Genomic DNA, 24,793 nt, shown 5'->3' on the forward strand with positions numbered 1-24,793 from the left:
GGTTGATATAATTTTAATATCAATATTTAGTAAAAGGAGGAATTGCCGATGACATCAATACAGGATGTGCTTTGGAGCAATTGGGAGACTAGTGTCCATCATTTTTTCTTGTGGATTAGAAATGTATGCGAGATAGATGAGAATAGTGTAACTTATCAACAGTTACGTGAAATAATACATAGTGTTAATGACATCTCAGATTTTACAAACTTCTTTGATGGTGACATTGACAATATTTCTGATGCTGTTAGTGGACTTATTCGGTACAAAGAACTTTTTCGTATCGCGTAATCAAAATGGAGGAGGTTTGTCTAATGGTGAACTTTCTCCATTAAAAAAATAAAATATAAAAAACCATTGACATTAGATAGTGTGATTTGATAAATTAATCTCAGAAGTTAATACATAAGCAGTAATGAAAGATAGATTTCATAGTAAGTTAATCAATGGACTCATAGCTCAGTGGTAGAGCGTTCGGCTCATAACCGATTGGTCGTAAGTTCAAGTCTTACTGAGTCCACCATGTGTCTCTATGGCCAAGTGGAAAAGGCGCAGATCTCCTAAGTCTGTATCGATGGTTCGAATCCATCTAGGGGCGTTTGAAATCAACACTCATTAAGAGTGATTAAATAGATTGCTTTTTGTTTGTTGATTTAAAAATAAAATTATAAGGGAGATTGATGAAATTAGTATGGCAAAGACAAAACAAAAAGAAATCGTAAAAGTAGGTAAGAACGGAAGCAAGGAGTTTAAGGCACGTTTCCACCATGTAGGTAAGGTAAGTCCAGTACGGAAGAAAGAGCAAAATGGTGATAACTGGTTTGATGTTCCTTACTTTGAAGTGAAACCGACAAAATCAGGTAAACCGCGTCGAGTAACACAACTTCAGCTTGAGACTGCTATGAGTAATAATTTGAAATTTGAAGTCGCAGGTATGGAACAAGATTTTGCATATCCATATAGCATGAAAGAACGAAATTCATTTAAAATCACATGGGAAGATCGACTTGATAAAACAAAATATCCTAATGAATCCTATCATATTATTAATGGAACTGATTGGGATAGAGCTGGTGAAGTTGGTGAACTTCTTCAAAATGCCGAGGGTGATATTTGGGCAGAGGTTCGAGGGATTTATGAATTTAGTACTCTCGAAAATGATAACGGTGAAGAACGAACTTTTGTAAAACGAAACATTGAGCAATTTAATATAATTGAAAATGGAGCCGAGATCAATCTTGGGCGTAACAATACTATTACTTATGTAACAGATTTCGAATCTCCTGATTTTATTGAAGTTAATACATATACGATGCAAATCGGAATTAAGAGCACATATCAAGAAGATGAAGGCAAAGACACAAAAGTTAATGCAGTATTTTTGCAAAGTAGTAAGGTGCGATCAGAACCATATGATGTTGAACTTATAGTATCATACAAAGAGCCAAAAGAAGGGACAATTGCTCTAGCAGATGCATTTGCATCATTGAATCATTTGGACTTTATTGAGGCAATTGGGCAAGATCATAACCGTGCCACTTTCACTTATGTAGATATTGAAGAAACCCTATCAGATGAAGATCCTTTTAATGAGGTTGCATCTGATGAGAAAGTAGTAAGACAAGAGCGAGTTGTTTCTGGAGATAAAAAAGGATTTGAAATTACAGGTTATACAGCAGGAACAATTGCTAGAGGATTTTTGACTGAAGAGGAAATTGCAAAGTCTACTAATCCGTTTAATACACAAAATTCGAGCAATAAAGATCCATTTGATCCTTTCTTTGATGAGGGGAAGCCAATTGATATTTCTTCAGATGATTTGCCGTTTTAATCACTTATAAAATAAACAATTAAAATAATTATAAAAGGATGATACACAAATAATGAGTTGGAGACAACAGGCAGTAAAAAAGAATACTCCCAAGGTTGATTTGCAAGCGTACAACGTTCTTGTGGCTGGTTCATTTAAAAGTGGCAAGACTCGTCTTTGGAAAGAAGTAATGGAGCTGCACTACCCTGATAATCCAGATGCAGGGTTGCTCCTTGCTTTTGAGGATGGCTATACAACGTGGGAGCTAGATTCTTATATAGATATGCACAATAAGGATTGGAACTATTTTAAGAAAGTTGTAGTTAAGAACCTTGTTGAAGAGGCTAAAGATGGAGCCATCACTAAAGTACTTGGTATTGATACAGTTGATCGTCTAATTGATATGGCTTCTGACTGGATGGTAGAAACATGGAACAAGAAATATAGTAAAACATATACATCAATTCAGGAATTTAATGAAAATATTAAAGACGAGAACATTTATTTAGAGCTCAAGAAGGAAATTTGGAAACAGATTGACACACTAAAACGAGCTGGTTATGGATTCTTCTGGCTTGCTTGGACGAAAGAAAAAGAGACAACTACTATTGATGGTCTAAAGTTCCAATCCATTGAATTGATGATGAGCAAGACAGGAAAAGATATTTTTGAATCTCAAGCACACTTGATTACTTGTTTGTTTAATGAAGTTATTGTTACAGACAAGGAAGGAAATGAACTTGAAGAAAACCAAAAAACTAAAAAAGGTAAGGAAGTCGCTTCTAAATTCCATAAAACACAAACTTATATGTACTTCCGTCCTTCTAGTTATGTAAACATTGCAGGTGGTCGATTTACTGACTTACCAGATAGAGAAGAATATAGTGCTGAAAACTTCATGAAGGTGTTTGAACAGGCAGTTGAAGGCCAGTTGAAACGGACTAAAAAGAGTGTTGCTGAATTACGTGTTGAACAAGAAAAAGAACGTGAGGAGCAAGCAGGAAATATCGATACAGAAGAGGTTGTACCTCGTCCTGTCAATGAGATTCATGAAGATATTCGCAAGGCAATTACTCCACATATGGGAGATGAGAAGAAGAAAGCTGAAATTGCCGTAAATTTTAAGCGGATTTTTGGTACAGATCAAGCGAACTACCTTTTGATCACTGACTCAAAATTACTTGAAGATGCATTAAAATGGGTACAAGAAACTTTTTCAAATTAGGGCTATGAAAGAGATATTTCGTAGCGGAGGTGAGAAGTGTGCTATCTTATCCAATAACAGGCGGACATACATTCAAAATTAATGAAGACAAGTCTAATCATAATCATGGTTTGATGTTTACTCATAAGAACGAAATGATTTTAAGTAAGGAACAAGCGGAAAAGTTGTTAACAATTAATTTAGGGGGCTGTAATTTGGAATCACTGTATCATGTAATCGTAATAACGCAAAATAGTGAAATTTTGATTGATAAAAAAGTAGTTTCAAAATCAGAGGAAACGGCTAAGTTTAAGGTTGGGGCTTATGCTTGTCTTGAAGATAATAAACTAACGCCTGATGATGTAACAATTATCGTTAAAAATCTAGGCAGTGTCAAAGTAGTAGATAAATAATACATAAGAGTCACAGTCCCAGAGATTACATTACAGTTGCAAGTCTCTGGGACTATTAATTAGTATCTTAGGAGGGAATCATGGGAAGTGGAATCCTATCTTTATTAATCGCAATTACATCTATTCTTAGTGTTTGTGATTATGGAGAAGTGAATAAGAATAATAGCTCAATTCAAGTAAATGTTGAGGAACTGGAGACTGTGAAAGGTAATCAAGATGTTCAAATAGCTTCAGTAAATGTTAAGAGTAGTAGACTAAAACTAAATAATGTTCCGTTATCAAATGAGCTTCTGGATTTCATCTATTATCATACAACTAAGAGTGAGATTGATTACGTTACATTCGTAGCTCTAATTAAAACTGAGAGCAGCTTTAATTCAAACCACATTAATTACAATACAAATAACACAAATGATAAAGGAATTGCACAAGTTAATTCTGAAAATGTTGCAGGTTTAACTAAGACCGTAAAGAAAAAGTATGGGATTGAAAAGGTAGATATTTTTAACCCATACCACAATACTCTTCTTGCTATTGAAGAATTACTAGAAAGCAGAGATTATTTCAAAGATACATACAGTGATAAAGATCTTGATATTGCAATGTTTGGTGCATATAATTTTGGAAATTTTGGAATGAAAGAGTTTATAAGAAAAAACGGTCATATGCAAACACAATACATAGAGAGATTGAGTAAAAACAAAAAGTCATTACTTGGGGAGTGAGTTACAATACATATCTTCACACTAGAAGGCTTAGATAAGAGTGGTAAATGGAGTCAAGCTGAGAAGCTATATACAAGACTGATGGCTGAAGGTTATAAAGTAGTAAAGTCAGAACATCATCGATATGATACTCCAACAGGACAATTGATTATGGATTGGTTGACACGTAAATACGATGTCGATCAACGAACTATCGAGCTCATCATGACCGCTGATAAACAGGCTCAACAGAGCTGGTATCAACAGTTAGAGCAAGATGGTGTAGAGGTATTAATTTTAGATCGCTATATGCTTTCTCAGTTGGCCTACTCTAAGGCTGCTGGTGTAGATCTAGAGTGGTCATTACAGCTTCAAAAGTATATGAGAAAGTCCGACATTGATTTTGTTATTGATATTCCACCAGATGAGTCAATGAGGCGCAAAGGAAAACATAATAATGGCGTAAACGATAAATACGAATCAGATTATAAACTCCTAAGTAATGTTCAAAATAACTACATTCATCTACCTATTGAGCACACATCCAAGGAAAAATACATAGTAAACGGAATGCAAACAATCGAAGAAATACATGATGAAATTTACTCTATTGTGAAAATTCACTTGGAGGACTATGAGAAAGAAAATCGCAATTGATCAAGATCAGGTACTAGCCGATTTCCTACAGGAGTTAGCATATCGATATAACAGTGATTATAATGATAATCTTACTCCTGAATCATTCACAAATTGGAACCTGATGAAGGCTGTTAAGCCCGAATGCGGAATAAAAATATTTCAGTATCTGGAGGATGGCAAGTTCTTTGCCAACCTTCCAGTAATTAAGGATAGTCAGGAAGTTGTATATGAGTTGAGTAGAATGTTCGAGATATTTATTGTAACTTCTCCTTGGAACAAATACAGTGTAATCCATAAGTTTGAATGGCTGGAAAAGAACTTTCCATTCTTAGACACAAGGAATTTTGTATTTACGCAGAATAAGCAAATTATTAATCCTGATTATTTTATTGATGATAGAGCATTTAATTTCGAAGGAATTAGTGGACATAAATTATTATTTGATGCAGCACACAACCAGAAAGAAACAGGATATTACAGAGTGCATGACTGGAAGGAGATTGGCGATATCTTTAAAGTAATCTAGGATTTATATCATGATAAAGAAGTCAGACAGGTAAGCGATAAAAGGAATGTTTCATTAATAAAGAGGTGTTCATTTGAAATTTCCTGATGAGTGTATTTGTGCCATTAAATATAATTTGAATACAATTAAAACAGTAGAACGCAGAACAGAATACTTTTCATTCATTGAAAGACAGGAATTCATTAAAGAGTATTATCGACTTAAAAAGGCATGGTACGCAAGTGATGTTAAAGCATATTATGCAGAGTTGAAAGAGATGATCGATGTCAATCAAATGTTGACTTCGATTTAGAAAATTATAAAAAGGAGAATGTTCATGCCTAGATCAAGAACGTATAAGCTGTTTCATTCGTGTGAGGAAGAAGAGAGTAAAATCTATTTTAAAACTACTATGAAAGATGAATACTTGATAAAGCTTATTAAAATCTGGTTGCTGCGTCTTTCAAATATTGTCCAAGAATATGACTTCGGAACAGATGAGATGATGAAAATCCTTGAGACATTCAATTGTGTGCAGGTTAATGAAAAAGATGTTAGAACTTACTATGAGGCCAATTTGTATGATATCTGGGAGTATGCGAACACATGGTATTCTGATGAGGAGGTTTACAGTCCTGAGTTTACTAATCCAGAAGCAGAGAAAGTATTTAAGCTAGTAGTTAAACGCAATGAAGAATGGTATGGAAAGCTTAGATGTGAAGAAAATAATTCAACACGCAAAAAATTGTGGGAAGAATTATGGAAAGATATTTGTACTAATGAAGATGGCACATTAAATCTTGAGCAGATTCAACGAGAGCTTGCCGATTTACATTATATGATAGAGCATGTTCCTAAAGTATACAGTGCAGTAACAGGGGACACATTATCTAAGCCAACTTATGCCTCAAAAACGGTTATTAGATTCTATGAAAATCACTTAAATGAAGTGGTAAAAGATAGGTTTGATGAGGTAATTACTGCTCTTGAAGAAAAGTGGAATAACGCAGATTTAGATGGTGAGGATGGAATTGCTGAAGGGCTTACGTATGCTATTGACTTGATTGAAAATTATAAATGATAAGAGGAGCGTGTGGAATTATTGAAAAGAGGCTCAAAAGAATATCCTAGACATGTTTGTGGTTTAAGTGGAGGCAAGGACTCTACGGCGATGGTTATATACATTAAGGAAAACTATCCAGAAATATTTGATAAACTTGAACTATTCTTCACAGATACGGGAAGCGAACTACCTGAAATTTATACATATCTTGATAGGCTAGAGAAGCATCTAGGAAAGCCCATTCTACGGATTAAAGCTGCTCCAAAAACAACTGAAAAATTTAAAGTTGTAAGTGGGATAGATGAATCGAATCCTTTCGAGGAACTATTGGAACAATATAACGGTTTTCTTCCAGCACCAAATGCAAGATGGTGTACCAGAACAATGAAAATTGTCCCTTTAGAACAGTGGATTGGTAAAGACCATTGTGTAAGTTATATTGGGATTAGAGCTGATGAAGAAAGAGAAGGCTATAACAGCTCAAAAAGCAAGAGTAAAAACATTAAATCTAGATTCTTGTTTCAAGAGGATGGATTAGTACTTAAAGATATTTATCAAATTCTTGAAAATTCTATTGGACTTCCCGAATATTATAAATGGAGAACAAGATCAGGATGCTATTTTTGTTTTTATCAACGTCGTGTTGAATGGGCTATCTTATATAATCTACATCCAGAATGGTATGAGGAATCTAAAAAATATGAAACTCAACATTCTGACGGGAGATTATATACATGGGTGAAAGATAAACCTCTTGAGTATATTGAACAAAATTCAGTTGAAATAATAATTAGATACATAAAAAAACAATATAAAAAAGCAATAAATAAAAATGTGTTCACCTTCAAAGAGGATGAAATGATAGAGCTGATTAAAAGTGGGGAACTGAAGAAGCTGCTAGATAGTTGGGACATGAAAAAACTGCATGATATTGATGGCGAAAATAAAGATGGTTGTACAATATGTGCTATATAGGGACGGTGCTTCTGATTGGACTGGAAACTTTATCGCGCTAATGGAGAATTTCTTCAGGAGGTGAATTGTCAGTACGATTCACTTGATATCGCCGTAATGATGTATGATGCTACTAAAATTGAAGTTGATTTCATCAATAAGGAAGCTAGAATACTTGTAATTGGAAATATTACAGAAGTAGAAGAGCTAAAGAGTAGGCTTCTTAATGTGGGAGCTTGGAAAAGAGAAGGTAGAAAAGCTCCTCATAAACCTTTATTATTATTGTTCTCATTAAGCAAACTACTTAAAGAGAATAGAAAAACTCTAAAGTTTGATGAAATAAAAAATGAATTCAAGAAAATCCTTCTTAAATTCGGCGGAACAAAGCGACCACATCCTGAGTATCCATTTATATATCTTAAAAACGATGGGATTTGGAAGCTTAATGCCGACATTAATGGTAAGCATATGAACAGTGAACAATTGAGTATGCTTGTTGGTGGATTTAATGATGATATTTGCTCAATCTTGGAGAATAATCATGAACTAATTGAAGATTTGATTGACATGATATTAGAAGAGTTCTTCCCTAAAGAAGTGCATTGTAGTTTATTAGAAGCTATATAAGGAATACAATAAAAACAATATTTCATGAGCCAATCACGAAAGGTGGGGTTTGGAGAAATGAAAATCCATGGAGATGCTAGTGATAATGAAATAAGTATTGAAATTGGAGATATTATTTCCATAGGAAGCAGTTACTATCTAATTGCTTGGAACTTAAAAGAGTTCCAAAGTGTAAATGGATATCATCATGACGGAATTCGATTAGTTAATTTATCTACTAGTACAGTAACAGAGCAGCGTTACGGCAGTATTAGTGAGCTAAAAAGTATCTTGCTTCGTGAAGATAGAAAAGTTGTGATATATGATGGTGAGAGTGTAGAAATGATTTTATCTAGAAAATAAAAAGTTAAAACTATACATATAAATGATGAAATATAGATTTTAAAGGGTGATACTATGAATTTCAATAATAAGATGAATAAACTCAGGGAAGAAATTGAGTTGAAACAGCGTGAGTTAGATATATTGGAAAAGGATAATTTTAATCCATTAGGAAAGTGGAGAATTAGCACCGAGGGAGATTGTGAAGGTCGTTCTAAGAAACAGCTTGGGGATTATACAGGTAATTTACTTGATATTGTAAAACAATTGAGTAATCAAGCATTCTATTCTCTAGACTGTGAGAGAGTTGAGTATTTACATACAGAACATAAAAAGGAGAGTAAGGAGGTTCATTTTAGGGTTATAGATAAAAGCATAAAACTGTTTGATAAAGATGAGCAATTACGTAAGTTGTTACCACATGTTTCCGAAGGTCATTCTTTAAGTCATGGTTATTATTTTGGCGCTGTGAAGTTGGAATGGGAAGAAAAGTGAAACCTAATCTATTCTAAAAGGAGAAGTGATAATTATCGGTAAAACTATTTGTAAGTTTATTGCTTATACATTAATTGGCGTTATTCTTTATTTCTCGATATTCATGCCTGAACTATCAATTACTTTAACTGGTGGTTTTGCATGGGCTGCTGTTCTATTATCTTATGGTTTTGGATTTATTCTTGTCTACATTGGTTTGTTTGGAGGAGAGTTCACTTACAGCTCTAAAGGTATTAAGGGTTGGATTAAGGAAATGAGAAAAAGAAACCAAAAATAAATAATAAAAACATGTAAGGGGATTTATGAAATGAATAAACGAGATCTTGATATTGATCTTGTAATATGCAATGCTGCAACTCCTTTGCCATGGTTTGTACACAACACTCAGCTTGGAAGATGCCATACGTACACCAGCATTGACGGTGTATTAACGATGGTAGCAGAAGATGCTCATACAGCAGATGCAATATTCATTGCGGCAGCACGCGAAGGTTGGCCTGAAGCCATTAGCAGAGCAATATCAGCTGAAAGAGAGGTAGATAGGCTCCAAAAGGCATTACATGAGATCAACGATCATATAAGAGGCACATCTAATCCAATATCATATATTGTAGAAACACTACATCAGACATTGCCAGAATACATAGAAAAAGCACCTGAATTTTAACATGTAATGAAAGCATCCTTTCATGGGATAGGAGGTGAATGGAATAGCACTTAAATTACCGACTGTTGAAGAAATTAAACAATCAAGACTTAGGTGTAAAGAGGAGGGACAGCTTGAGCGTGTAACATGTGGATTTACTGGACATAGACCAAGTAAGTTAGGTGGTTGCTACAGTTTAAAGCATCCTGAATCTCTTAGAATTGTGGAGACTCTTAAGCCAATACTTGAGCAACTAATTAATGAAGAAGGAATCAGACAGTTCATTTCAGGTGGAGCTATTGGATTTGATCAAATTGCATTCTGGACTGTTCAGTCATTGAAAAAGCAATATCCTGAACTTGTAAATATTGTAGCGGTTCCTTTTAAAAATCAACCGTGCAAATGGACAGATAAGGAGACTCTTCACTGGTATAACAAAATGCTTCAGGTGGCAGATGAGGTTATTTATGTTGACACTCTCGACAAATACAGTGTTGATGGAACAAAAGTTGAAGAATATCATGTAGCAAAAATGCAGAAGAGAAATGAATTCATGGTTGATAAGAGTAGAGTAATGATTGCCTGTTATGATGGGTCAAGAGGTGGTACTGGAAATTGCGTAGCTTATCTAACAAAGAAGGGAAAAACACTATATCAAATCAATCCAAATTATAATTATAAACTGGAAGTGAGATATGGAATATTCCATTGAGGAGGATGAAAGAATGTCAAAAAAATATAAATATTATCAAATAGGGTTTGCCGAAAGAGAGTCTGATATAAAATTAATTGATGACATTGTAACTTTCTTTGGAAGTGTTGAAGTAATAAAAGAAATTGAAAACTCAGGTAGACAGAATCTTTGGTCAACATCGAAATTTTATCATCTCGCTTACTCTCTATTTTTCTTTTCGATTAGGGAAAGGTATTGCGATGCAGCAAGACATAAAGAAGCTGTAAAATATAAAAAATCAAGTGAACTTGAGAATTTACCAATATTAATAGTATAGGATCATAGTGGATAGGAGATGGAAATGACAATTAACATTAATAAACCAAGTTGCTACGAATTAAAGTTATTCATTACAAAAGGCACATTACTTATTGCTAATACAAGCGAGTTCGATTTAACAGAGGGTAGGATATATGCAGCCATGAGAAACCAAGGAGATAGCACTTTCGGTGATTGCATCTTCATTAAGAATAACAAGGGTAATGTAGAAGATTATACATTAGAGAACTTTTGTCTATACGAAGGGGAAATAGTATCACAATAACTTCAAAAATATCTAAACTACTTCTATCAACGGAATAAAACATATCTTTCATGCAGTGATTAAAATATTTGAGCTAATCTTCATGATGATGCTAATCATTGCTAGGGGAGTATGTTGATGAAAAATTTTAAAAGTAAAAGATGATACAAAGACGTTCGAGCATAATTGGAATCGAAGAAAGATGCAAATAGAGTTTGGGATAAGGTTGATGATTGGTTAGACATCTTACAGTAAAAATAAAATAGACCGTCACAATGGACGGTCTGCCCTGAATTAGATGACTTTGATATGCCATGTCCAGATATGAACGCCATTCTTATATCCGTAAATAACAGCATTTCCATAACCTTTAGTCACAACTTTAAGTGTTGGTCTTATTTCTACCACCGAGAAACCAGATACTACTTCAAAACGAAGATCATCTCTAGGAAGCGGATAAGCGCCACCATAATACAGTTCTACGTATGTGTCTCCTGCTGCTGCTTCAACAGATGTTGCGGGTGTTAAGGTGATTCCAACAATTGTGCTCAAAGCCAGTGATGTACAAAGAAGAATTTTTTGAAGTGATATTTTCAAGAAAATAACCTCCTTTTACTGGTATACGTTCAATAGCAGTCTAACATACTATAAAAAGGAAATCAATGAAATAATAGACATCTATGGGGTTCCTTACTTCTTAATCACATGTGGAGAATAAAGAGTAGAGAGAGTTTAAAAGATTGGTCATTTAGGGGAGTTATTATTAGCTAGAATAAAATCAAATCAAATTTTTATGAGGTGATATTAAATGAACTTTGATCTTGTGTATCTTGAACCGCTTAGTATTCATGCTTATAGAAGACCTGATTGTGGAATTCCACTGGTTACAGGAGTGTACTTTATTGAACCAGATGAACACCTTGAAGGTAGACTGTGTTATGAAGTAACCTATGAAGATGGATACAAAGATTATGTAACTAAGAGTGATGTAGATGAGGGGAAATACAGATTTTTAGTTAAATAAAATATATATAACTACTATATATTATACTTATGGAGGAAAAAATTGAAAAAATTTATTTGTGAAGTAGTTAAAAAAGATAGGTATGAAATTGAAATCGATGATCAAATGTTAGATGAGGACTGGATGGAGCGTTTTAATTTCTGTAATAGGCTTGAATACGACTGTCTTGAAGAACATGCAGTACGCATCTCTAAACATATGTCAAAAAGTTATGACAGTTATATTGATGGATATGGATACCCTCTTATCAATGGGCATAAGCACTATGCTGCGTTTGATTATCAAGTTGAATCTGGTATAAATATCAAGATTCTCAATGATGAGGATGATATTGAAGTAGATGTTTTTGAGATATAAAATTACGTTTTTATCATACATAAGGAGGAATCTGTTATGGGGATTATTGATAAATTTAAGGGTTGGTTTGGTAAGAAGGAGATGGAGAGTGCTATTGATAGCATCAATATGGAAAAAGCGAAACAAGATATCAGTGATGCTGCAAGCAGACTTATTGAAGCGTTCGGAACTCTTTCAAAGAGTATGGAATATCAAATGAATAACAAAGATATTTGTGAACATGGAAATGAAATTGAACGCTTGACTAAGATTATGAGCAACACAAAAAACAAAAGAATTAAAAAGAAATTGTTGAAGAGAATCGAGATTCTTAAAGAAAGTGGGTTCTAAAAAAGTGAATAATATAAATATTGAAAAGGTGTTTGTAAATCAGTTTGGCTCGAAAAAATGGTTCGAAGTTCATTTTAAGTATGATGAACAAACTATCAGTATTAATCTTGACCTTGAGGAAATGAAAAAGCTAGGAGTAACAAAGTCTTTGAATGGTACAAAAAAGCTAAGAGAATGGCTAATGTCTGATAAAGGCTATGACTATATTAAACGCAGTATGAAATAACTATTTCAAAGGAGATTAAATGCAATTTTATATACCATTATGGGCAATTCCAGTTATTGGCACTGTTATTATTGTTGGGATTATTTCAATTTGGAAGGTGCTAAGAAAACCTTTAGGTTAAATTATATGAAATTAAATAAAATAAATATATGAGGTGATAAAATGAGTATGCAATATGGAGCTGACGATAAGAGCAAAGTTGGAGAGTTAGTTCAAAAATTATTGGATTCATGGCCTTATGATGATGAATACTTGAAGATTCGAGTACATTATTCGGATGGATCTTGGTTTGTAACACGAGACCATAAATAAGTAGGTTATAAATTCTTGATTTTATAAAAAAGACAGCCTCACCGTAGCAAGACCGCCTTAACCAAATCTATTTAATTGATAAGCAATGACCATTGCCACTCGAAGTCAAAGTGATTGCGAAGAATCCACTTATTTGTATCTTCGAGATCGCCTGAACAACTATTACCTGAACTACATAAAAAATAAACAGGTTTATCAAACTGCTCTGAGATCGAGTTTCTAATAATAAAGTAACTATCAGGATTTTTTTCAAGCTTCCAAGATAACATTACTACTACAAATTCTTTTTTCACAAAGTATTTAAATTGCATAATATCACTCCTTTCAAGAATTATTTTAAGAGGGCTCTCCTCTTTAAGCTAATTATGCAGAAAAATATGAGATTAAAGTAAGAAAATCGGTTCTACCTTGTTCAATAAAATTTTAAAAAAGGAGATTCAAAATTATGAATGAAATCAAAATCAAACGTGAACTGCTAGAAAAGTATGGGCTACCTGATTGTGGAATCAATGGAGTGAAACTTATTAGAGATGATATTACAGACAATTCAAGATGGTCAATTCACCATGAAATAATTTTCAAGTGGACTGATGGGAAATTCTATAGAGCGTATTATTCTGTAGGTGCAACAGAATCACAAGATGAGGCTCCATGGGAATACGAGGATGAAGTCGAATGTGTAGAGGTGTATCAAGTTGAGAAGATGGTCAAAGTTTGGGAAGATGTTTTATAAATATCTAATGAAATAGGAATTTGATAAGGTGAGTGTAATTAATATGAACGAACATAAGATTGATCACATAGAAAAAGCTCTTAATGCTACTCTTACTGGTCAACAAAGGATGAGTTTATTATCTGATGAAGATGTGTTCTGTGTAGGTGGAAGAGGAAGTGGACGGACTTTTGTACACTGTATCAAACTTGCCTTATCAGATGGAAACCCCTTGATATAAGGAAGTCAGAAAAATTCTCTGACAGTAGTGATAGTGAAGTACTGTATGCTCGTGGATATTATAAAAGAATGTTTATGGAGGTTTGGCATAGTCTCCGTGATTATGGATTCAAGGTGAGAGAAGTGAAATCTTGAGAACGTCTTCCAGTTTACAGAACGTTTGTTTGGTGTATAATAAGAATGCAAACAAACGTTCTGTATGAGGTGGAGTTGAAATGAAGAAGCGGATTATTATGCTTGTGGATATGCAATCATTTTACGCAAGTGTTGAAAAGGCGATGCAACCACAATATAAGGACATGCCATTAATTGTTGCAGGAGATCCAGCTAGAAGATCTGGAATTGTTCTTGCTGCATGTCCAATAGCAAAGAGCTACGGAATTTCAACCGCAGATAGACTTTGGGAGGCACTTAATAAGTGTCCTGACGTTGTAGTTATTCAACCTCATCTGCAACAATATATAGACGTTTCCATGCAAATTACGACGATCCTAGAAACGTACACTGATTTGGTGGAACCGTATTCGATAGATGAACAGTTCATTGATGTAACGAACTCCATTCATCTCTTTAATATGACTCCCGAAGAATTGGCTGCTGACATTCAGCAACAGATACTACATCAGACAGGAGTATGGGCTAGAGCAGGAATCGGAGAAAACAAGATCATCGCTAAAATGTGTTGTGACATGCTGGCGAAGAAAAATAAATCAGGAATCTTCACTTTAAGAAAAGACGAGTTAGACAAGCATCTCTGGCAAAAGCCAGTTGAAGATATGTGGGGCGTAGGCTCCCGAATGAAACGGCACTTTTATCGTATGGGAATTAGAACGATAGGAGATTTAGCCAGAACCCCACTCCCTAAGTTAACGAAAAAATGGGGCGTTAACGGTCAAGTTTTATGGCAGTGTTCGAATGGAATCGATAATTCTCCCGTTACAAAGGATTCACATAGTGGGCAAAAGGTTATTGGTAATGGTATGACTCTTCCAAGAGATTACGCTGAGGTTTGGGAAATAAACGTGGTAATCATGGATATGGTTAATCAAGTTTGCAGAAGGTGCAGACAAAAGAAGGTAAGAGGTTCTGTCTTAAATGTGAGCTGCATGGGAGCTGATTGGGATCATCCAACAGGATTCAATCGACAGATTAAACTAATGGATGCCACCAATGTAACTACAACAGTATATAAAGCAGCGGTTGACTTATTCCATAAATTTTGGGATGGTGAACCAATTAGACGGATTGGAGTATCAATGTCTGGATTAGAAAGTGATGAAGTATATCAATTAACACTTTTCGATGATCAGGTTAAAAATAGAAAGATTGATCAAGTTATGGATGCGGTAAGAGATAAGTTTGGAGAGACATCAATAGCATGGGCAAGCACATTTACCTCAGCAGGACAGACAATGGATCGTGCATCTAAGATTGGGGGTCATTATAAATGAGAGGAAAGTTAAGCGGAAATATTATGTGGGAGGCGAGTAGAATGATGTTGCCTGAACATAAGGAGGCAATTAAACAACATAGCCATGTTAAAGGTGAATACAAGAAACCAGAGCTATGTGAGGAAAGAATTGAAGAGATAATGCTAACGATTAGAGAAGCCTTCGAACAGCAAGCAGATATCAGTGTTGAATTTTATCAAAAACAAGGTAACAGAAAAGTTCAGGGCAAAGTGGCCAAGTTTGATCAATTCGGGAAAAAGATTCGGATTGATTTTAATATGGGATATGAGTGGATAGATCTTGCTAAAATAGTATCAGCTACATAGGGCACTAAATTGTGCTCTTTCTTATTTTATATAAATAAAATATTGACTGTTTCATATTGATAATGATATTCTTTGAATAGATAAATGTTGGAAATATGTGAGTGGAGTATAAGCATAAATCTTTCATTTATCTTTCTTTAATTGTTTGGTTAATTCTGTGAATTGGAGATATAATTACAATAGAGTAAAAAGCCATTTCACAGGAGGTTGATAGAGTGTATAACAATATGATAGTTACATCGATTTATATTGAAGCACCACCTGTATTAACTGTTTCTACAAACGAACCAAATAAGAAACAAATCGTACATTTAATAGGACGCATTGCTGATAAAAGAGAAATTGATGGTGAAACAAAATATATAAGCTATGAAGATCTCAAAAATGGAGATAAGTTATATAAGTTTACAGTTGGTGATAAACAAGTAATGGTAGTAGTGGAAAGACTCCCGATACTTACTTTCGCTAAGAACTCAGATGAGTATACATTTGATCCTGTAGAAATTCGTAGTTAGCATCATAATATATTCACAAATAGGAGGATGTTTATATGAGCCAAAGTCCATTGTATAAAAAGATGATTTCTCTTACTCCAGCTTTAAATGGTGTTATTGAAGTTGCTTCTGAAGTAAAGCAAGCTAGAGAGGATTTTAATAGAAGGTATCCCAAGGTGACTGGTCACATCGCAGAACATCTAGATGAATATATAAAGGATGAAGATATCCGTATTGCTAAGGAAAAATTCATATCTTATATGAACCGACTATCTTACGATGACGTGGTTATTATAGATGCAATAATGCTTGTGGGCAGACAAGAGAAAGATCCTGAAGAATATATTCAGGCCAAAGTTGAAACTGAAAAAGAAGGATACGAATGGCTTGAGCCGGAAGAAGGTGTTTTTGATTCACCTCAGAAAAAGGTATTTGATTATTTAAAGTACATAAAGAGCTTAAATACAACTAAAACGGAAATTATCTTCTCGATGATGGAGAAAGCGCCTTTAATCGATTTCTTACAGCGAGGAATGCATATTCTCGATATTCAAGACAAGACCAGAGTTTAAAGGGGTGAATCCAATGAAAATTATATGTAAAGGTCAAATAAAAGGTTCGTTTCGGGGCTGGAAAAATAGAGACACGGAATATCAATTTGTAAGCGGCGAGAAGTGGAGGCAAGAAGAATACCATTATCATTATCACTATTCTTACTATCCAAATGCGAAGGTAATTCAAACAGCAAGAGGTTTCGAAATGCATGTTGATGGATTGAATTTTGGAATGCTTGTTAAGAGAGTGTATTGAAATATCGTTTTTATGGGGAGAGGTAAAGGTTGAATTGGATATCTAATTCACCAATACAAGACAGAAATGAGCATGGAAAAGATTTGAGGGTTGAAATATTTGATGATCGTTCTGAATTCCCTGAAGTTGGAGAGGAATACGTCATTTACTGTGAACGTGGATATTTTGAAATTGAACCTACAAGGTATATTTGGGGAGAATTTCAAGGGGAAAAGATGTATCTCCTTTTGCATAAAGGTGTATTATGATAAAATTGGCATTTTATAAGGAGAAATATATATGACTTACAGCAAACCAAAATGTCACTGTGGTACAGAGCTGGTACACAGTTTGGAGTATATTTATCGTGAGGATAGAAGAATATCGTTAAATGGACAACCACTGAAAAATAAATGCAACAAACCATTAGAAGATCTTGTTCCATACGATGATCCTCATGAGTATTTACGATGTCCAGAATGCTATTTCCGATATGAAATGGATTATGATGAGCAAGGAAGGATCATAACAATCGGAGGTATTAAGCCGCATCCGAATGATACTGGATTAGGATAGGAGAATACATATGAACTATAAAATACCTACATGTACATGCGGTAGTGAACTAATGTTAAGAATGCAGCCAGCATTTGAGATTGAGCTTAAACCATTAAAAAACGGAAGATATCCAAATATCAAAAAGAAGGATATCAATCTTTCTAAGATAATTCCTGATAACTATCCAGAATGGCTTCAGTGTCCAAATTGCGACACCGAATACGAGTTTATTCAAGACGAAAAGGGCATGGTAAAAGATATTTGGAAAAGATAATAAAATGGGGATTTGATGAAGCTCATAGTTCTAAAGGAGAGATCATATTAATGCCAGAGTTCTTTTCGGAATTATTTTCAACAGAAAATATAATTAAAATGATAACGACAGGACTTCCCACATTGCTAATTGCTCTACTAGTTCCCTTATATTCTGTAAGGGTTGCCTTAAAGCAATTTTATAGTCAGAAATGGTGGGAAACAAAAGCTAAAGCATATTTTGAAATCATTGAAAATTTATCTACTTTAGAATATATCTACGGAGAGTATTTTGAACATTATGTGATGAACAGTATTAAATTTTCAGACGAAAAAATAAACAGTTTCTATGAGATACAAGTTAAGGCTCTTTCTGAAATAAAAAAGTATTCGGCTATGGGTAATTACATTATCTCCAATGAAGTGTCTGAGGTATTGAAAAATCTATTGAGAGAGCTAGATTATAGACACAAAGAAGGTAACTGGTTTGAAGACATAGAACATCATCATGGAGCCATTATTGAATGTTTAAAACTGACAAAAGAGAGCGCTAAAAGTGATTTGAATAGAAGAAAGATGAAATAATACTTTTATAACCGAAAGGGGACGAGCAAAGTGAATGTTTTTGAGGCATTTAATTTGATGAATGCAGGTCACATAGTAAAGGATGACTATGGTTATTGGTTTAAAAAAGATGATAATCAACTAATTGATTCTATAGATGAAGGAAAGACATGGCACCCAACGGAAGAATTTAAGTATGGTTACATTAATCAAAAATGGCATTTAGTTAAATGAAGATAAAACAATTCATTTATTTGGAGGTGTTATGAAAAATGGACGGTCTCGAATCATGTAGTTATTGTAAACCGAAAAACGCGAAAACATTGCTTGCAGGTAAAGCAGCGTATATGTCAGCATGGGTACAAATTTATACTAATGATAGTGATGTAAGATTGGGATTGAGCGCAAAAGGAGAAAGTGATATTGGAAATTCAGTTGAGATTTTTTACTGTCCAATGTGCGGTAGAAAATTAAGTGGCAAGAACAAAACGAAATGAGTATTTTATTTGAACTGAGGGAGGAATGTGAAGTGAAGCGAGACATGGAACTTATCATTGAAATTTTAAAGGTAGTTGAATCAAAAACAGAACCATTTATTATGAGTATTGAAGGTAAAGATTATGGACTGGTTCAGTACAATGTAGGCCTCGCGGTTGAACATGGATTGATTGTTGCTTCATCTAAAATTATTGAGTGCGTGCCAACATATCTGATTAGCGGTCTAACTTGGGATGGTCATGAGTTCTTAGATTCAGTGAAAAATGAAGGAGTCTTGGAAAAAGCGAAATCATTAGCCAAGGAGAAAGGAAGCAAACTTTATGATCTTCCTTTCGAAATTTTAAAGGGTGTTTTTGTTAAAGCTGCAACGTTATATTATCTAGGATCATGAAATTAGACCTTTATACAGAATAGGAGATTAGGAATGAATATAGACCTTATAAATAAGCTATTAACAATCGCATTCCCTGCTTCTATAGTAACAGCGATTTTAGCAAGTATTTTCAATAAAATAACCAATGATAAAAATCAATCGTTAAAATATGTAACTGACGAGAGAGCAAAGTGGAGAAATTTTGTAAAAGATAGTGCATCAAAAATTTACTCAAGAGAATATGAAAATGAAAGTAAAAAAGTGGTCATAACTAAGTTGATATTGAGTCTAAACCCATTAAGTAAACAAGGAGAAATTGACCATACTATAATCTTGCTAATACATAAAATTGAAAAAGGAACTTCTAATGAGCATACCTTGGAACAACTACGATTCTGCATTAGTATGTTATTGAAGCATGACTGGGAGAGGTCAAAAAATGAAACAATGTGGGTTCTAAAAAGAATTGTCAATTATCGAAGAGAAAGAAATGTAATAAAAGAATATAAGAAATGGTACGCAAACGAAGTAGACCAAAGAAAGTTTTCGTAAATCTAAATAAATGGGAGGAGTATCTGAATATATAATTTGGTGATAAAGTATTGTATCGGGTAAATGAAAATATAGTGGAGGTAAAACATGGATTGTGACCATAGAGAGATTATAATAGGCAATACAGAGGGCGCAAAGCTTGGAAGCGGAGTATACGAAGTAGATTTTGTGATTAGTTGTAATGTTTGCGAGAAAGAGTTATTTCGTATAAGTGAGTGTAAAAGAATAATTAATAATATTTCAAAACATTGAATAAAACGAATCTTTTATTGGAGGTGGATTATATGTTCATTGAGGTAGCACTGATTGGTAAACACAAGGATATAATCATTAATATCAACAACATTGTCAAGATTGAAGCTCTTGAAGAAAAGCAGCATGTCGATGGCCTAGATTGGTATGCTACTCGGATTGATTTGTCTGAATCAGATTTTGTTCTGGTTAGAGAAACACATCGCCAAATTAAAGATAAAATTAAAGCTGCTGGCGGTAAGGTGGATTAACAATAACATGTGAGTTTGATCGGGGCAAATGTGGTTTATTGTTGAAATAGTAATATCATAAATTTATCTGGAGGGATGTAGCATGGACAAAAAGACATTCGATATTATCAATGGCTATAATAACATTACTAATGAGCTTTATTTCAAACTGGAAAAGATAGTAGGCATGGATAAAGCTGAAGAACTTTTAAGAGAGATTGATGAGCACACTTCAAAACTTTTGAAGCTTGGCAAATACACAGATGAGTCAAGTATAGTTGAAGAAGAAGGGTTTTTAAAGAAAGAATACGAGGGCATTCCAATGTATACAAAGGTGATAGTACTTTATAGATATGATAGTGGCTATTCTTTGTGTGAAACTACGACAGATTTAACAGTGTTTATTCCAACTGATCTTATATGTCATGAGACAGAATAATTAATGTGTACATAACTAATAAGGACGTGAATTAGTATGGGAAAATTCAATGAAATGCTTTCTACAATTGACAAAGAACAAATCGAATCTATTCAAAATATCGATTATGATTTATGGAATTATTCTTTACAACAATACCCACAGGCATTATTTGATATGCTATGTTTAGACTCAAGGGAACTAGATGAGGATGAGCGTAGAGAACGGATAGTTGCATTAGACGCTGCTTACGTCTATCTTCAATCAACTATGGAAGAAATAAGCAAGGAACTTAGAAAAAAATACTCAACTGATAGATTGAATTATTAGAAAACGGAAGGAGAACAAGGAGATGCGTGAATTTAGAGATTGTCTAACTTGTGGTAACTCGCTTAGTGCTGATGGAGAAAATGGTGAACATATCTTATATTGTGTAGTTCATGATAAATTTGTTGATGAAGAAGAAACATGTGAAGATTATGGATAAGCCTATTAATTAAAGAGTATAAAATATGACTTTTATATAGTTTTATATGTATAGTAATTATTTTTATCAGTTGGGTATTAGAATGAAAACTAAAATCTATCACTGTGACGAACAAGAATTGGTTAAGATTAAGGGGGAATTCAAGTATCTTGAATCAAAAGATGTAAGAATATATTCATATAGAGGTGTCATAAGTGGAAAAGACTGTCCTGAATAATGGATTTACTATAATCACAAATAAAGTTTCGACATCTAAACTTGTAGCACTAGAATATGTTGTAAAAGTAGGCTCATTTTACGAAGATGAATATCCTATCGGTATTTCTCATTTTTTAGAACATATGATGTTATCTGGCACGAAAAAAAGAAGCAACGAAGATATTAATAATGACATTAAATATTTCGGTGGATATATTAATGGAGGCACTAGTTTTTATCGCACAAGTTTCGATTGTACAATTATGAAGGAATACTGGAGAGAAGGACTGGAAATTCTTTCTGATGTTGTTTGGAATGCAACTTTACCTGAAGATCGTATAGATAAAGAAAGAAATGTGATCAAACAAGAAATTGGTCTTCTTTATGATGACGCTATGATTCATTTAAGAGATCACATCTTTAGTGGTTTATTAAAAGATGGAAAATCGGATAAGTATACTGTAATAGGCACAACAGATTCAATTGGTGCTATCAATAAGCAGAATCTTGATGAATACATGCATAAATTTTACACACCAAACCGAACAACTCTTTTTGTTTCTGGAGATGTTGATCATCATGAAATTATTTCATTCTTTAATGATTTTCACATTGAAACTTCAAACACTCATATTGAAGATCTAAAGATTGAAGAGTTTAGAAAATTAGATTCAGTAACTCATTCATTTAATAGTAAATTTGACCGAGGGTATTTTTGTTGTTCGATGTTTGCTCCATCCAAAAAAAGTGAATGTTATTATACTTTTGAGCTTATAATTAACCTACTATCAACAGGTCTTTCTTCGAGACTTTACAGGAAGTTGAGAGAAGAACTTGGATTATTGTACGGCTTAGGAATGGATCATATTGATCTTAAAGAAAGAGGATTGAGTATATTTACTGCAATAAGCGATCCGGAGAATTTTTCACAAATAAAGATATCCTTTCTTGAGGAACTGAATAAATTAAAAGAGGAATTGGTTAGTGAACGGGAACTGCAAGAAGTTAAGAATTCAGTAATGTATCATCTATATAGAGAATCAGAGACGGTTTCTAACATTAACACAAAGGCTATTGAACACTACTTCCATGGTAATTCAGAGGATGTTAAAACCATTGTCGATAAGATTTCAGGTATCACTCCCAATGATATAATGCGTTGTGCAAAAGAGTTTTTTATTGAAAGTAATTATATGTATATTGAAGTGACACCAAATAAATAATTAAGCAAGAGCCAGCTAAAAAATAGAGTAAATGCATCCATACTCTGTTTGCTGATTACTGGCTTTTGTATAGAAATACAAACCAGAGATTTATGAAATGCGAATTTTATATTGACTACATGTTTGGAGGATAGTAATATGATTTTAGCTTGTTATGGTATGATGGTGGTGCATTTAATACCGCAACAGGGCATTATGAACCATTCTTTGTTTTCTTTGGTCGGAAAACAAAGGAAGCCGCCATATAGGATTAGTTCTGAAAGTGGCGGTTTTAATATAGGTATAAATATAAAATATGATACAATACATTATTAATTAATGAATATCAAGCAATATAATACACTAAAAATCTCTATTTTTAAATGAAAGTTTAGGATATGAAAAGGAGGAATAGTAATGTCAAGTTTAACAGGTGCAATTATAATTGCTGCAAAAGCACATCTAGGCCAAGTTGATAAAGGAGGAAATCCATACATACTCCATCCCCTTCGTGTAATGGATAAGGTTCAAGGGGAAGAAGCAAAAATAGTTGCAGTTTTACACGATGTTGTTGAAGATACATATGTAACTGCCGAAGATCTTTTAATTATTGGGTTCTCAAAAGAGATTCTTACTTCAATTGACTGCTTAACAAGAAAAAAAGATGAGTCATATATGGAGTTTATTCGTCGAGCGAAATTAGATCTAATCGCTAGACAGGTTAAAATTGCAGACATTGAAGACAATATGGACCTATCAAGACTTAAAAAAGTGACTGAGGAAGATATTAAAAGGAATAAAAAATATGAAAAATCATTAAAAATATTGACTTTAGATTGATAAAAACTGTATGATGTAGAAAAGGATGAGAGTTAAATATGGAAAAAGTGTTTAAAAACATCAATAAATTTGATCTGTATAACTTACAAGGTAAAACTCTGACATTTAAGCTCACCAAAGATGTTATGGAGGATGGTGTTTATGAATGTATGGTTGGAATTGATTTAAGTAATAAGAGTGCATACATATTTGATACACGATATCAAAAAAATGAAATGTAATAAAACAGACATTTCAATGGAGGTGATTCGATGAATATGAAATTAGAAACAGAAAAGCGACTTAAAGAATTACGTAAAAGGAAACTAGAGTATAAATATCTAGAGAAAAAACTATCTGAAATTAACAAAGAAATTAAGTACTACTCGAATGTATTGGCTCTATTAAATAAAGTATCAATACAGGAATTAATGAAAACTATGTAATTCGTCTATGAGATACATGAAGTAAGAATCAATGTTTTATCAGGATAGAAAAGGAGGGTAGAGTATTCAAAATGGAACGAAAAAAGATTGAGTTTTGGACATATGGGTATGAGAATGGGAGTATTGTTATCTGTTTTGATAAAGGACAGAAATATATTGAACTAAGTCCTAAAGATGTTAAGTCAATGGCATCTTGGATTATGATGGAGAATGGCACATACATACCTAACTGGAATGCTGATTTAATCAATTAAGAAATAATGAGGTAATTATAAGTGTCAGTATACATAGGTAACGATGAAGACCTAGGAAAGGCTTATACATATTCAAGTTTAGATTGTCGTATCTTACGAATTAGAGTTCAAAAGGTAAATAAAAAGAAACATCAATGCGAGTTCTGCGGAACTGAAATCAACGAGAATGATGGTTCTGCATATTACTCAGGTATGAACTTAGGGAAGTTTTATTGTTTTCATTCATGTATGAAGTGTCATAATCAATAATATAAAATAATAAGGAGTAATTCAAGATATGAGTAAACTTTATGAATTAGCAAGTAAGTATAGAAAACTTAATGAGTATGTAGAAGCAGCATGGGATAGTGAGGAACTGACTGAAGATGATCTTGAGATGTTTATTGAAACGCTGGATAGCATTCAAGATTCAATTGAAATCAAAGTAGAAAACACTGTAAAATTCCTGAAGAACATTGAGGGCGACATTAAGGCTTTTAAGGAAGAGGAACAGAGACTCAGTAAGCGCAGAAAATACCTCGAAAACAAATTCGACGGCCTTAAGGAATACATGCGAGGCACTCTTGAGAATTACGGTATTGAGAAAGTAAAAGCAGGGACATTTAACGTAGCTCTACAAAAGAATAATCCTTCTGTATTCATTAAAGATGAAAAACTGATTCCTGATAAATATCGTCAACCTCAACCAGATAAGATTCTAAACAACGAAATTCTAATAGCTTTAAAGAATAAGGAAATAGTTGAGGGAGCAGATTTCGCACCTGAGAAAAAACATTTGAGAATTCGTTAATA

48 protein-coding genes and 2 tRNA genes are annotated in these 24,793 nt (G+C 33.6%); 48 read left to right on the plus strand and 2 right to left on the minus strand.

The window, feature by feature from the left end; all coding sequences use genetic code 11:
• Positions 1 to 48: 48 nt before the first annotated feature.
• From PBN151_RS06295 to PBN151_RS06385, 19 genes are all read left to right on the plus strand, one after another.
• Complete coding sequence (locus tag PBN151_RS06295; RefSeq protein ID WP_072728261.1) at positions 49 to 291, plus strand: hypothetical protein; 243 nt, start codon at positions 49 to 51, stop codon at positions 289 to 291.
• 157 nt (positions 292 to 448) lie between these two features.
• Positions 449 to 523: transfer RNA gene (locus tag PBN151_RS06300), tRNA-Ile, on the plus strand.
• A 3-nt stretch (positions 524 to 526) separates the two neighbouring features.
• Positions 527 to 598: transfer RNA gene (locus PBN151_RS06305), tRNA-Arg, on the plus strand.
• Between the two features lie 93 nt (positions 599 to 691).
• Positions 692 to 1,831 (plus strand): single stranded DNA-binding domain-containing protein, encoded by a 1,140-nt coding sequence (locus PBN151_RS06310; RefSeq protein WP_072728263.1) that lies wholly within the window; start codon positions 692 to 694, stop codon positions 1,829 to 1,831.
• 52 nt (positions 1,832 to 1,883) lie between these two features.
• The gene (locus tag PBN151_RS06315) at positions 1,884 to 3,035 is read left to right on the plus strand and encodes an AAA family ATPase (protein ID WP_072728265.1); all 1,152 of its coding nucleotides are present in this window, start codon (positions 1,884 to 1,886) and stop codon (positions 3,033 to 3,035) included.
• Positions 3,036 to 3,073: 38 nt separating this feature from the next.
• A complete protein-coding gene (locus PBN151_RS06320) occupies positions 3,074 to 3,427 on the plus strand; it encodes a hypothetical protein (RefSeq protein WP_072728266.1) in 354 nt (117 codons plus the stop codon).
• An 80-nt stretch (positions 3,428 to 3,507) separates the two neighbouring features.
• Entirely contained in the window at positions 3,508 to 4,152 is a 645-nt protein-coding gene (locus PBN151_RS06325) for a transglycosylase SLT domain-containing protein (protein WP_072728268.1), read from the plus strand.
• A 12-nt stretch (positions 4,153 to 4,164) separates the two neighbouring features.
• Positions 4,165 to 4,788, plus strand: coding sequence for a dTMP kinase (gene tmk / locus PBN151_RS06330; RefSeq protein WP_227774480.1), 624 nt, complete (start codon positions 4,165 to 4,167; stop codon positions 4,786 to 4,788).
• Positions 4,766 to 5,296 (plus strand): 5' nucleotidase, NT5C type, encoded by a 531-nt coding sequence (locus PBN151_RS06335; RefSeq protein WP_072728272.1) that lies wholly within the window; start codon positions 4,766 to 4,768, stop codon positions 5,294 to 5,296. Before tmk ends, PBN151_RS06335 begins: the two co-directional genes overlap by 23 nt.
• Before the next feature lie 73 nt (positions 5,297 to 5,369).
• Positions 5,370 to 5,588, plus strand: a complete 219-nt coding sequence (locus PBN151_RS06340; protein ID WP_072728273.1) for a hypothetical protein — start codon at positions 5,370 to 5,372, stop codon at positions 5,586 to 5,588.
• Between the two features lie 24 nt (positions 5,589 to 5,612).
• Complete coding sequence (locus tag PBN151_RS06345) at positions 5,613 to 6,356, plus strand: hypothetical protein (RefSeq protein ID WP_072728274.1); 744 nt, start codon at positions 5,613 to 5,615, stop codon at positions 6,354 to 6,356.
• A gap of 12 nt (positions 6,357 to 6,368) precedes the next feature.
• On the plus strand, positions 6,369 to 7,313 hold the full coding sequence (locus PBN151_RS06350) for a phosphoadenosine phosphosulfate reductase family protein (protein ID WP_227774437.1): 945 nt from the start codon (positions 6,369 to 6,371) through the stop codon (positions 7,311 to 7,313).
• 15 nt (positions 7,314 to 7,328) lie between these two features.
• A complete protein-coding gene (locus PBN151_RS06355; RefSeq protein ID WP_072728275.1) occupies positions 7,329 to 7,919 on the plus strand; it encodes a phosphorothioated DNA-binding restriction endonuclease family protein in 591 nt (196 codons plus the stop codon).
• Positions 7,920 to 7,943: 24 nt separating this feature from the next.
• On the plus strand, positions 7,944 to 8,261 hold the full coding sequence (locus PBN151_RS06360) for a hypothetical protein (protein ID WP_175560626.1): 318 nt from the start codon (positions 7,944 to 7,946) through the stop codon (positions 8,259 to 8,261).
• A 54-nt stretch (positions 8,262 to 8,315) separates the two neighbouring features.
• Positions 8,316 to 8,735, plus strand: coding sequence for a hypothetical protein (locus PBN151_RS06365; RefSeq protein ID WP_072728277.1), 420 nt, complete (start codon positions 8,316 to 8,318; stop codon positions 8,733 to 8,735).
• Positions 8,736 to 8,760: 25 nt separating this feature from the next.
• On the plus strand, positions 8,761 to 9,012 hold the full coding sequence (locus PBN151_RS06370) for a hypothetical protein (protein WP_072728278.1): 252 nt from the start codon (positions 8,761 to 8,763) through the stop codon (positions 9,010 to 9,012).
• Between the two features lie 30 nt (positions 9,013 to 9,042).
• Entirely contained in the window at positions 9,043 to 9,402 is a 360-nt protein-coding gene (locus PBN151_RS06375; RefSeq protein WP_072728279.1) for a hypothetical protein, read from the plus strand.
• A gap of 34 nt (positions 9,403 to 9,436) precedes the next feature.
• Positions 9,437 to 10,093: an SLOG family protein gene (locus PBN151_RS06380; RefSeq protein WP_083544987.1), complete on the plus strand. Its 657-nt coding sequence runs from the start codon at positions 9,437 to 9,439 to the stop codon at positions 10,091 to 10,093.
• A 13-nt stretch (positions 10,094 to 10,106) separates the two neighbouring features.
• Complete coding sequence (locus PBN151_RS06385; protein WP_072728280.1) at positions 10,107 to 10,391, plus strand: hypothetical protein; 285 nt, start codon at positions 10,107 to 10,109, stop codon at positions 10,389 to 10,391.
• A 540-nt stretch (positions 10,392 to 10,931) separates the two neighbouring features.
• Here the strand turns inward: PBN151_RS06385 and PBN151_RS06395 are convergent.
• Complete coding sequence (locus tag PBN151_RS06395; RefSeq protein ID WP_072728282.1) at positions 10,932 to 11,234, minus strand: BLB8/JUQZ-1 family protein; 303 nt, start codon at positions 11,232 to 11,234, stop codon at positions 10,932 to 10,934.
• A gap of 211 nt (positions 11,235 to 11,445) precedes the next feature.
• Here PBN151_RS06395 and PBN151_RS06400 point away from each other — a divergent pair, with 211 nt between their 5' ends.
• The 4 genes from PBN151_RS06400 to PBN151_RS06415 are packed head-to-tail and all read left to right on the plus strand — an operon-like array spanning position 11,446 to position 12,574.
• Positions 11,446 to 11,661, plus strand: a complete 216-nt coding sequence (locus PBN151_RS06400; protein WP_072728283.1) for a hypothetical protein — start codon at positions 11,446 to 11,448, stop codon at positions 11,659 to 11,661.
• Positions 11,662 to 11,703: 42 nt separating this feature from the next.
• Entirely contained in the window at positions 11,704 to 12,018 is a 315-nt protein-coding gene (locus PBN151_RS06405) for a hypothetical protein (protein ID WP_072728284.1), read from the plus strand.
• 36 nt (positions 12,019 to 12,054) lie between these two features.
• Positions 12,055 to 12,348 (plus strand): hypothetical protein, encoded by a 294-nt coding sequence (locus tag PBN151_RS06410; protein WP_072728285.1) that lies wholly within the window; start codon positions 12,055 to 12,057, stop codon positions 12,346 to 12,348.
• Complete coding sequence (locus PBN151_RS06415) at positions 12,338 to 12,574, plus strand: hypothetical protein (protein ID WP_072728286.1); 237 nt, start codon at positions 12,338 to 12,340, stop codon at positions 12,572 to 12,574. The genes PBN151_RS06410 and PBN151_RS06415 overlap by 11 nt, the downstream gene beginning before the upstream one ends.
• Positions 12,575 to 12,957: 383 nt before the next feature.
• Here the strand turns inward: PBN151_RS06415 and PBN151_RS06420 are convergent, their stop codons facing one another.
• A complete protein-coding gene (locus PBN151_RS06420) occupies positions 12,958 to 13,197 on the minus strand; it encodes a hypothetical protein (protein WP_072728287.1) in 240 nt (79 codons plus the stop codon).
• Between the two features lie 134 nt (positions 13,198 to 13,331).
• Between PBN151_RS06420 and PBN151_RS06425 the strand changes: the two genes are divergently transcribed.
• The 25 genes from PBN151_RS06425 (at position 13,332) to PBN151_RS06530 (ending at position 24,791) form a co-directional block, all read left to right on the plus strand.
• Positions 13,332 to 13,619: a hypothetical protein gene (locus tag PBN151_RS06425; RefSeq protein ID WP_072728288.1), complete on the plus strand. Its 288-nt coding sequence runs from the start codon at positions 13,332 to 13,334 to the stop codon at positions 13,617 to 13,619.
• 43 nt (positions 13,620 to 13,662) lie between these two features.
• Positions 13,663 to 13,839 carry a hypothetical protein gene (locus PBN151_RS31050; protein ID WP_175560627.1) on the plus strand — a complete coding sequence of 59 codons (177 nt, stop codon included), beginning with the start codon at positions 13,663 to 13,665 and terminating at the stop codon, positions 13,837 to 13,839.
• Positions 13,840 to 14,053: 214 nt separating this feature from the next.
• Complete coding sequence (locus PBN151_RS06430; RefSeq protein ID WP_072728289.1) at positions 14,054 to 15,289, plus strand: DNA polymerase IV; 1,236 nt, start codon at positions 14,054 to 14,056, stop codon at positions 15,287 to 15,289.
• A 41-nt stretch (positions 15,290 to 15,330) separates the two neighbouring features.
• Complete coding sequence (locus PBN151_RS06435) at positions 15,331 to 15,615, plus strand: YolD-like family protein (protein ID WP_175560628.1); 285 nt, start codon at positions 15,331 to 15,333, stop codon at positions 15,613 to 15,615.
• Positions 15,616 to 15,830: 215 nt separating this feature from the next.
• A complete protein-coding gene (locus PBN151_RS06440; RefSeq protein WP_072728291.1) occupies positions 15,831 to 16,130 on the plus strand; it encodes a hypothetical protein in 300 nt (99 codons plus the stop codon).
• Positions 16,131 to 16,165: 35 nt separating this feature from the next.
• Positions 16,166 to 16,681 (plus strand): hypothetical protein, encoded by a 516-nt coding sequence (locus PBN151_RS06445; protein ID WP_072728292.1) that lies wholly within the window; start codon positions 16,166 to 16,168, stop codon positions 16,679 to 16,681.
• A 13-nt stretch (positions 16,682 to 16,694) separates the two neighbouring features.
• Positions 16,695 to 16,919 carry a hypothetical protein gene (locus tag PBN151_RS06450; RefSeq protein WP_072728293.1) on the plus strand — a complete coding sequence of 75 codons (225 nt, stop codon included), beginning with the start codon at positions 16,695 to 16,697 and terminating at the stop codon, positions 16,917 to 16,919.
• A 29-nt stretch (positions 16,920 to 16,948) separates the two neighbouring features.
• Entirely contained in the window at positions 16,949 to 17,167 is a 219-nt protein-coding gene (locus PBN151_RS06455; RefSeq protein ID WP_072728294.1) for a hypothetical protein, read from the plus strand.
• A gap of 31 nt (positions 17,168 to 17,198) precedes the next feature.
• Positions 17,199 to 17,474 (plus strand): hypothetical protein, encoded by a 276-nt coding sequence (locus PBN151_RS06460; protein WP_072728295.1) that lies wholly within the window; start codon positions 17,199 to 17,201, stop codon positions 17,472 to 17,474.
• Between the two features lie 10 nt (positions 17,475 to 17,484).
• On the plus strand, positions 17,485 to 17,730 hold the full coding sequence (locus PBN151_RS06465; RefSeq protein WP_072728296.1) for a hypothetical protein: 246 nt from the start codon (positions 17,485 to 17,487) through the stop codon (positions 17,728 to 17,730).
• Entirely contained in the window at positions 17,718 to 18,293 is a 576-nt protein-coding gene (locus PBN151_RS06470) for a hypothetical protein (RefSeq protein WP_139295286.1), read from the plus strand. The genes PBN151_RS06465 and PBN151_RS06470 overlap by 13 nt, the downstream gene beginning before the upstream one ends.
• Before the next feature lie 30 nt (positions 18,294 to 18,323).
• Positions 18,324 to 18,506: a hypothetical protein gene (locus tag PBN151_RS06475; protein WP_072728298.1), complete on the plus strand. Its 183-nt coding sequence runs from the start codon at positions 18,324 to 18,326 to the stop codon at positions 18,504 to 18,506.
• 38 nt (positions 18,507 to 18,544) lie between these two features.
• A complete protein-coding gene (locus PBN151_RS06480) occupies positions 18,545 to 18,769 on the plus strand; it encodes a hypothetical protein (RefSeq protein ID WP_072728299.1) in 225 nt (74 codons plus the stop codon).
• A 32-nt stretch (positions 18,770 to 18,801) separates the two neighbouring features.
• On the plus strand, positions 18,802 to 19,161 hold the full coding sequence (locus tag PBN151_RS06485; protein ID WP_072728300.1) for a DUF2513 domain-containing protein: 360 nt from the start codon (positions 18,802 to 18,804) through the stop codon (positions 19,159 to 19,161).
• 33 nt (positions 19,162 to 19,194) lie between these two features.
• Positions 19,195 to 19,695 carry a hypothetical protein gene (locus tag PBN151_RS06490; RefSeq protein ID WP_072728301.1) on the plus strand — a complete coding sequence of 167 codons (501 nt, stop codon included), beginning with the start codon at positions 19,195 to 19,197 and terminating at the stop codon, positions 19,693 to 19,695.
• Positions 19,696 to 19,979: 284 nt separating this feature from the next.
• A complete protein-coding gene (locus PBN151_RS06495) occupies positions 19,980 to 20,198 on the plus strand; it encodes a hypothetical protein (RefSeq protein ID WP_072728302.1) in 219 nt (72 codons plus the stop codon).
• 82 nt (positions 20,199 to 20,280) lie between these two features.
• On the plus strand, positions 20,281 to 20,616 hold the full coding sequence (locus PBN151_RS06500; protein ID WP_072728303.1) for a hypothetical protein: 336 nt from the start codon (positions 20,281 to 20,283) through the stop codon (positions 20,614 to 20,616).
• A 36-nt stretch (positions 20,617 to 20,652) separates the two neighbouring features.
• Positions 20,653 to 20,925 (plus strand): hypothetical protein, encoded by a 273-nt coding sequence (locus PBN151_RS06505; RefSeq protein WP_072728304.1) that lies wholly within the window; start codon positions 20,653 to 20,655, stop codon positions 20,923 to 20,925.
• Positions 20,926 to 20,947: 22 nt separating this feature from the next.
• On the plus strand, positions 20,948 to 21,082 hold the full coding sequence (locus PBN151_RS32250) for a hypothetical protein (RefSeq protein ID WP_265332077.1): 135 nt from the start codon (positions 20,948 to 20,950) through the stop codon (positions 21,080 to 21,082).
• Positions 21,083 to 21,276: 194 nt separating this feature from the next.
• A complete protein-coding gene (locus PBN151_RS06510) occupies positions 21,277 to 22,503 on the plus strand; it encodes a M16 family metallopeptidase (protein WP_072728305.1) in 1,227 nt (408 codons plus the stop codon).
• A 396-nt stretch (positions 22,504 to 22,899) separates the two neighbouring features.
• Positions 22,900 to 23,322, plus strand: coding sequence for a GTP pyrophosphokinase (locus PBN151_RS06515; protein WP_072728306.1), 423 nt, complete (start codon positions 22,900 to 22,902; stop codon positions 23,320 to 23,322).
• A gap of 38 nt (positions 23,323 to 23,360) precedes the next feature.
• Entirely contained in the window at positions 23,361 to 23,543 is a 183-nt protein-coding gene (locus PBN151_RS06520; protein WP_072728307.1) for a hypothetical protein, read from the plus strand.
• Between the two features lie 30 nt (positions 23,544 to 23,573).
• On the plus strand, positions 23,574 to 23,747 hold the full coding sequence (locus PBN151_RS31055) for a hypothetical protein (RefSeq protein WP_175560629.1): 174 nt from the start codon (positions 23,574 to 23,576) through the stop codon (positions 23,745 to 23,747).
• 71 nt (positions 23,748 to 23,818) lie between these two features.
• Complete coding sequence (locus PBN151_RS06525) at positions 23,819 to 24,001, plus strand: hypothetical protein (RefSeq protein WP_072728308.1); 183 nt, start codon at positions 23,819 to 23,821, stop codon at positions 23,999 to 24,001.
• Between the two features lie 277 nt (positions 24,002 to 24,278).
• A complete protein-coding gene (locus PBN151_RS06530; RefSeq protein ID WP_072728309.1) occupies positions 24,279 to 24,791 on the plus strand; it encodes a siphovirus Gp157 family protein in 513 nt (170 codons plus the stop codon).
• Positions 24,792 to 24,793: the final 2 nt, after the last annotated feature.

This window comes from Paenibacillus sp. NAIST15-1 (assembly GCF_001894745.1).
Classification (GTDB): Bacteria; Bacillota; Bacilli; order Paenibacillales; family Paenibacillaceae; genus Paenibacillus_B; species Paenibacillus_B suaedae.